At 53.2% G+C, this 5,976-nt stretch carries 7 protein-coding genes; all 7 read right to left on the bottom strand.

The window, feature by feature from the left end:
• Positions 1-427 precede the first annotated feature (427 nt).
• Positions 428-898 carry a hypothetical protein gene (locus LC354_RS25820; protein WP_223428833.1) on the bottom strand — a complete coding sequence of 157 codons (471 nt, stop codon included), beginning with the start codon at positions 896-898 and terminating at the stop codon, positions 428-430.
• Positions 899-1,277: 379 nt separating this feature from the next.
• Positions 1,278-3,266: an alpha/beta fold hydrolase gene (locus LC354_RS25815; RefSeq protein WP_223428832.1), complete on the bottom strand. Its 1,989-nt coding sequence runs from the start codon at positions 3,264-3,266 to the stop codon at positions 1,278-1,280.
• 147 nt (positions 3,267-3,413) lie between these two features.
• Positions 3,414-3,797, bottom strand: a complete 384-nt coding sequence (locus tag LC354_RS25810; RefSeq protein ID WP_223428831.1) for a hypothetical protein — start codon at positions 3,795-3,797, stop codon at positions 3,414-3,416.
• A gap of 2 nt (positions 3,798-3,799) precedes the next feature.
• Positions 3,800-4,012: a DUF3955 domain-containing protein gene (locus LC354_RS25805; RefSeq protein WP_223428830.1), complete on the bottom strand. Its 213-nt coding sequence runs from the start codon at positions 4,010-4,012 to the stop codon at positions 3,800-3,802.
• Positions 4,013-4,031: 19 nt separating this feature from the next.
• On the bottom strand, positions 4,032-4,811 hold the full coding sequence (locus tag LC354_RS25800) for a hypothetical protein (protein WP_223428829.1): 780 nt from the start codon (positions 4,809-4,811) through the stop codon (positions 4,032-4,034).
• A 128-nt stretch (positions 4,812-4,939) separates the two neighbouring features.
• Complete coding sequence (locus LC354_RS25795) at positions 4,940-5,251, bottom strand: hypothetical protein (RefSeq protein WP_223428828.1); 312 nt, start codon at positions 5,249-5,251, stop codon at positions 4,940-4,942.
• Between the two features lie 213 nt (positions 5,252-5,464).
• Positions 5,465-5,740 carry a hypothetical protein gene (locus tag LC354_RS25790; RefSeq protein ID WP_223428827.1) on the bottom strand — a complete coding sequence of 92 codons (276 nt, stop codon included), beginning with the start codon at positions 5,738-5,740 and terminating at the stop codon, positions 5,465-5,467.
• Positions 5,741-5,976: the final 236 nt, after the last annotated feature.

Genomic DNA, 5,976 nt, shown 5'->3' with positions numbered 1-5,976 from the left:
GCCGCCGAACAAGCAAAGGGGCCTGGGCGCCCAGCTCAAAGAGCGACACCGGCTAACATCCAAGCTGATTGACGCGCCGCGACAATCAAAAACACAAAACCCTTGATCGCGATAGAAAACGACGGCATCGTCTCAAGTGTCGCGACCAAGGATTCTCATCCTGATTGACGCGCTCCTCGCATCCAGATTGTCGCGCTACAGTAAATCGACATACATCGTAAGCGCCCGTTCAGGCCTTATAAATCTACGGCATCAGCTCATTCATGCTTCACACTCCATCCTTCCAAAAAGATGAAAGTGTTGCGTCGACCAGTTGAAACTGCCGCCGAACGCGGACGTTTGGTTGCTAAATCTCAATAGCAGTTATTTGCAAAGAGCTGCCGTCAGGGTTTCTTCGCGGCAGCCCATCTGCACCCGCCGACAATATTTACCTGAACATTTCCCAGCAATGATCATAACCCTGCTTGAAGTATGGCTCGAACCTGCTGTCATACATATCCGAGTGCCTTTGATACGCCATGCTCATGTTCATTTGAGCATCACCGGTGCCCTCGTGGCATCCGTCGTCATAATATGCCCGCTCGTTAGAGCCAGCAGTGGGTGCGTTGTCATGTGATGGGCGCGAGGGTCTTTTCTGCGCGTCAGCAGCAGCATTTTGATAGCCTATATCGTATCCCTGACGATAACAGGTTCCGCGCTCACCCCATTTCATGGCAACCTTCCGCCCATGGCTCATCGGATTATACTCATACAAATGTGCTCCATCTGCACGTCCATCGCGAACACCTTTTTCATAGGCATGTTGAAAATCGATTCCGCAGTTTGCGGCACGAGCTTCCTGCGGCTGAATAATCCACAATACCGCGACAGCCAGCCCTAGACTTAAGATAAATTTCATTCTTCTTTTCCCCCTATTAACCGACATTCCCCCCAAGTGGATGCCTTCTTCTGCATCTTGCCGCTGCTTTGCACCTAAATCAAGCTAGTTGGACACTCTAGGTCATGATACGGGCATCCGATGCACGGCCTGTGCGCGACTTCCGGTTTCGAAGACGAAATTGATTGGGGTTTTGGTCTGATTAGGGTCGGTGTGGACGAACTGGATGAGCCGCTTTTTTCAGATTTTATTGCTAACACGGTCATGCGTGAACCGGCGGCACAGCTTCCCTTTCACAGGCACCTTAGGTTGATCCCAGAAAGCATCGTCACGTGGAAAAAATAATAGAGAAGCCTGCTGCCATGCAGGCGCACGCAATTTTCGTTCACAGCTGACTCTCTCAAGGCAACGCCCACTTTGGTTGGCGGGCTTCTATGCAGCTGAGGTCTATTTCTGCATCTGGATTTTGTACAAAGTCGCTTGCAATCTGCCCGATGCAGCCTTGTGCATTATTCCAAGTTCCATGACCTTGCTGGGGAATGAGAACGAAGATGCTACTTTCCAGCTCCCGGTCTGCGCGTCGCCCCATGTAAACTGGCGTGGAGAAATCGTAGGCCCCCTGTAAAATCAACGTCGGAACCTTGCTGGTGACCGGGTCTTTGACCTCGATGGGTGCCGCAGTGATTGGCCAACCTTCACAGCGTCTTGCCTGCAGGCGTGACATGTCCAAATCCACGAGCTGTGGAAAGCGCAAATCGTTGTAGCTGTTCACCGCATCCTCAAAACGTTCATGCAGAATATCGTCAGCGCAGTGAACCGAGCTGTAAAGAAAATGAGGAATGCCGCCGGTGATGCTTCTGCGCATATTGGCCAGCTTGATCTCTGGAGTGCCTTGCGCGGACGCCACAATTGCCACTTGTTGCGCAACATAAGGAGAGGCAGAGACGTCCTCAAGGGTCAGCCCTTCCAGCATCTCCATCATCTGGTCGCCGGTTGCACCGGGATAGCCTTCCTTAATGATAGCCTCCAGCGTCGGGAGCGGCGCTTCCTGGATCAGTCCAATGTTCATGTAGACGCGGAATTCGGTGGCCGCAGTATCGTCAAGAAGGGCCGACGCGTCGGCTATAAAAGCCTGCACCGGGTCACTTAAATCCAAAGCAGCTGACGGCAAAGGTTCCGCCGGGTCGGTTCCGATCTCTCCAGCGCGCAAGCCGAGATAGGTATCCAATACGCCGCCCTCTAATTCAGCTATCATTCTGGGGATCACTCCAGCCCTTGTGTTCGTGACATTGGTGAGCTGAACAACAACATCATCGATTGTGACCATCTCACCGTTCACAGTGAGCGGCGTTTGCTCGAACCTGCTCAGCAACGCTGCGAGACGTGCAGCGAGATTGGGATAAGCTCCGTCGCAGACCGCATCCGCTTGGCACTCAGTCAACAACTGAAGCATGAAGTCATGATCAGATCGCACGATGGTTCTGAGCAGATAGACAGAGGGCGGAAACGTGGAATCCAAAATGACCGATCTAAGCTCCGGCGCATCCCCGTAGTCGGCCATGTTGTCCATAATCGTCATCGCAAGACGCGTGCCGTAGGATGCACCTTCGATATTGAAAGCATCATGGCCCAAGGCCGTGATCAGTTCGATCGTGTCACGAGCACTGGAAGCTGTTGTGAACTGGTTGGGGTCGATCCCCCTTGAGGTAAATTGCTCCCAGCACGTGGCGTTGAGAAGAGGCAGGTCCAGGTCCGCAAGATCTGGAGGCGAAGGAGTGTCCCCGCCATTGGCGATTGCCAAGAACCTTACGGCAGCAGCCTGTAAGGCGGTAATCTGGTCGGCTGGTGCAGTATTTTCGAGGGCCAACACGAGGCATTCTTCAAAGCCCAGACGCTGACTTACCCCGACACCGCGAATGTCGAAAAAGATGATGTCGCGTTCAGTCCGCACATTCTGATATTTGTCGAAATTTGCCGCAAAGATCGCTGATGCGCCAGGACCACCCGTCAAAAAGATCAGAGGGTCTGATCGCGGGGTCTCGCCGTTCGCCCTGGCCACCAGAAACCCGAGATCGAGGTTATCTCCGTCCATGTCCCCCCAATTCTGTGGCACGGTAAAGACACCACAGTAATAGCTCTCACCTTCGACTTCGAGAAATCCCGGAGCCGTTCCTGGCAAACAAGAGACGGTATGGATACCAAGGGCCCGTTCAGAAAGCTGAGGAGGCGGCGCAAGAGCTGACAGCCGGGTGAGGGCTTTCTCTGGAGCATGACTGGGTGTCTGCACAGATGCGGTGTCTGTAACCTCTGCATTTTGGGCTGCCCCACCGTTTGGGCTGACAAGCAAGGCCGCTAGCAGACCGCAAACCAGATACACGCTCTTTGTCATGGAACTTCTCCTGTGGCAGTAAGAACAGTATCGGGCTTACCGAAGGCTGGGGTGCTCGAGTGATGCTTGCATGGCGGCAAAGGCTGGTCTTCACCCTCTGTGATGGCCCTCTTGCCACAATAGCAGTTGATCCTGATCGTGCTGCGTTCAGCGGTAGGGCAAGCTGAAAAATGTGAAGCTGTTCGTTTGGGTGACGATCCGTGAATCCGTTTCAGCCATAAGTGTCTCCATCGCAGAACTACCCGTCGGACAGGCGACAAGATCGGACGCGTCATCAAGAAAATCGATGGTGAACGCGCTTTCACCAACAAGCTGGCACTCATCCGACGGACTCCGGTAGCCACGCACAAAGACAAGTTCGGGATCCGGTTCGCTGACCGCAACCTCAACCGGCGTCTCTATACATCCGGCAACCACGAGGCTCGACGCCAAGGCGCATACGGCTGCGAGCGAACGTGTGTTCCGCCATCTGATGAGCCTTTCTCGTATCGTCACGGCGGGGAACATGCTCACTGAAATCCGACTTGTCATTTTCACCTCCTGATCCGCTTGAACATCACTCCGCCGACCACGAGCGCCAAAACGGCTCCGCTCGCGATCACAAAAAACCATCCAAGTGCCAGCAGGTAGAATGGTTCGCGCAAGCCCCCGTCGGCATCGACATAAGAGCCCTGAAAGGCGTATCCAAGCCACAGTGCAACCCCGGTCGCCAAAAGAACCGGCGAAACCCAAGCTATTCTTGGCATGAGACGTTCGTTTTTCTTATCAGTTGCATTGATCGTACCGGTAATCGCCGAGCTCCAGCCAGTTTTCATTCCTATTCCGGAATATCAGAAGTTCAGGCGCATCCTCAGCCAAAAGGGCGACAACGAAGTCCTTGGGTGTTTCGGCGTTCCCGAAGTAGCTGTACGATGTCATCGCTCGTTGAGTTTCGCCATTAATTGTAACGCGTGCGTCCCATTGATCGCTGGGGTTGTCGAGGATGACGTACTCGATTTGTCGCTTGATCCCGCCACCACCACAATAGACCACGCCTTCTGGTGCTTCCATGGGCGCGGAGCTTTGGGCCAATTCACGGCATCCGGCCCTCAGCGAGCGGATGGCGGCACCCGATCCCTTGAGATCAAAAATGGCGTAGCTGACGTCCTGATCAACCATCGACAGCAGCAAGTAGGCGTTTGCCGCAATCTGGTCGAGGACGAACGCATAGTCAGCCTCGTCGCTGAACTGGATCTCGACAGGATAGTTGTCAACGATCTGGACAAACGAGTTTTCGCGTCCCAGCTGGAAAGAAGCGACCTCCTGGGATCCGTTTACCAGAAATCGAAAGGTAAGGCCGTTCTTTCGCACAATATCCTGGGATTCCTCATACTCGTTGGGAGCGAACCGGATCCTGTCGCACTGCACCTCAAGGGACATGTCGTTTGTCTGGATGGTGGCATTTGGATATGGCGGCCCGCTGTAGGCCCATTCGGCAAACGCTGCGGTGGCGAGAAGAACGCCAACTATGGGCGCCAAAATGATTGTATTCAGTATCGTGCGCATCAGCGTGTCCTCCGTTTAGTATTTTTTTGGTAATGGTCGTTTGTCGGGCAATCTACGCTTCCGTCCTGACACTCGACATACCCGGACAAATTTAGACCTTGTGGCCTATGTTTTGTTACCTTCGCAGGCTATTTGCTTTCGCGAAGTTGAGCCATGAACGCGTCACACTGCGTCTTGGAGCCGACGATCTTCTGATCATCCGTCAAACTGGCCTGCCCAGTTGCACCCAGCGCCGCCTTGGTCAGCACTTCGTCGACTTGCTCTGCGGTCATGATGCCAAGCTCTTCTGCCGCCGTCACCGTCGAGCAGATCCCGGCTGATAGGCCCGTCGCAATACCCGCTCCCGCACCGACACCCATCAAAGCACCGCCGCCAAAGACAAGTGCGCCTACGCCACCGATAACCAATCCGATAATCAGCGTAATTATTGTTTTTCCCATTTCGATATTCCTTTTTTGTTTTGGATTGGTCACGCAGCTTTCAGAAATCCCGGCATACGAAAACCAAAAGTACCATCGCAAAGGTATAGATACGTGCGCATACACCATTCTTGCGACGGTAACAGATGCGTTTCAATGCATCATATCCCCCAGCATGTCTCCAATACCAATCAAAGGATCGGTATTGGATTTGGCTTACAGTACCCCCGAACGTTAGCGGTTTGCAGCCCAGCATGCTTCATAGCCCTGCCGGAAATAGGGTTCAAAGCGCGTGTCATACTGGTCTGAATACCGCTCATAAACGCTGCTCATGCTCGCCTTGGCATCACTCGTACCGGCAACACAGCCATCGTCAAAATAGGCTTGCTCATTGGAGCCTGGCGTTAGACCGCTGGAGGGTGTTGGGTTTGTATATCCCGCGTCTTCGACGCATCCAGCGAGTGATGCAGCTGCCAAGATTGCTGATATCAGCACAATTCGTGTCTTCATTGGTGTTTTCCTTTATTCGAGCTCGTCAATCGTACTGTTATTCCTTTGGCAGATCTTGATTGACCTCACTTAATGTAGCGACTCACCGGTTGTTACATCACTGATACATGTCAATAATGTGTGCGGTCTACCGGGTAATATGTCAGCATGTCCTTCATCTGGGTTGGGGCACGGTTTTCTGAGACAGTTCATAGCGCTATTTTTCGATCAAAGGAGAATAGATTATGGACGACAAG

The sequence above is a fragment of the Tateyamaria pelophila genome (assembly GCF_019966495.1).
Lineage (GTDB): Bacteria > Pseudomonadota > Alphaproteobacteria > Rhodobacterales > Rhodobacteraceae > Tateyamaria > Tateyamaria pelophila.
This window is presented reverse-complemented; position numbering and strand designations above follow the sequence as displayed.

What these genes read in the sequence shown, in the direction of transcription:
- LC354_RS25805 (WP_223428830.1), bottom strand. Translation starts at nt 4,012, where the DNA reads ATGCCAAGAATAGCTTGGGTTTCGCCGGTTCTTTTGGCGACCGGGGTT.
- LC354_RS25810 (WP_223428831.1), bottom strand. Translation starts at nt 3,797, where the DNA reads ATGACAAGTCGGATTTCAGTGAGCATGTTCCCCGCCGTGACGATACGA.
- LC354_RS25790 (WP_223428827.1), bottom strand. Translation starts at nt 5,740, where the DNA reads ATGAAGACACGAATTGTGCTGATATCAGCAATCTTGGCAGCTGCATCA.
- LC354_RS25795 (WP_223428828.1), bottom strand. Translation starts at nt 5,251, where the DNA reads ATGGGAAAAACAATAATTACGCTGATTATCGGATTGGTTATCGGTGGC.
- LC354_RS25815 (WP_223428832.1), bottom strand. Translation starts at nt 3,266, where the DNA reads ATGACAAAGAGCGTGTATCTGGTTTGCGGTCTGCTAGCGGCCTTGCTT.
- LC354_RS25820 (WP_223428833.1), bottom strand. Translation starts at nt 898, where the DNA reads ATGAAATTTATCTTAAGTCTAGGGCTGGCTGTCGCGGTATTGTGGATT.
- LC354_RS25800 (WP_223428829.1), bottom strand. Translation starts at nt 4,811, where the DNA reads ATGCGCACGATACTGAATACAATCATTTTGGCGCCCATAGTTGGCGTT.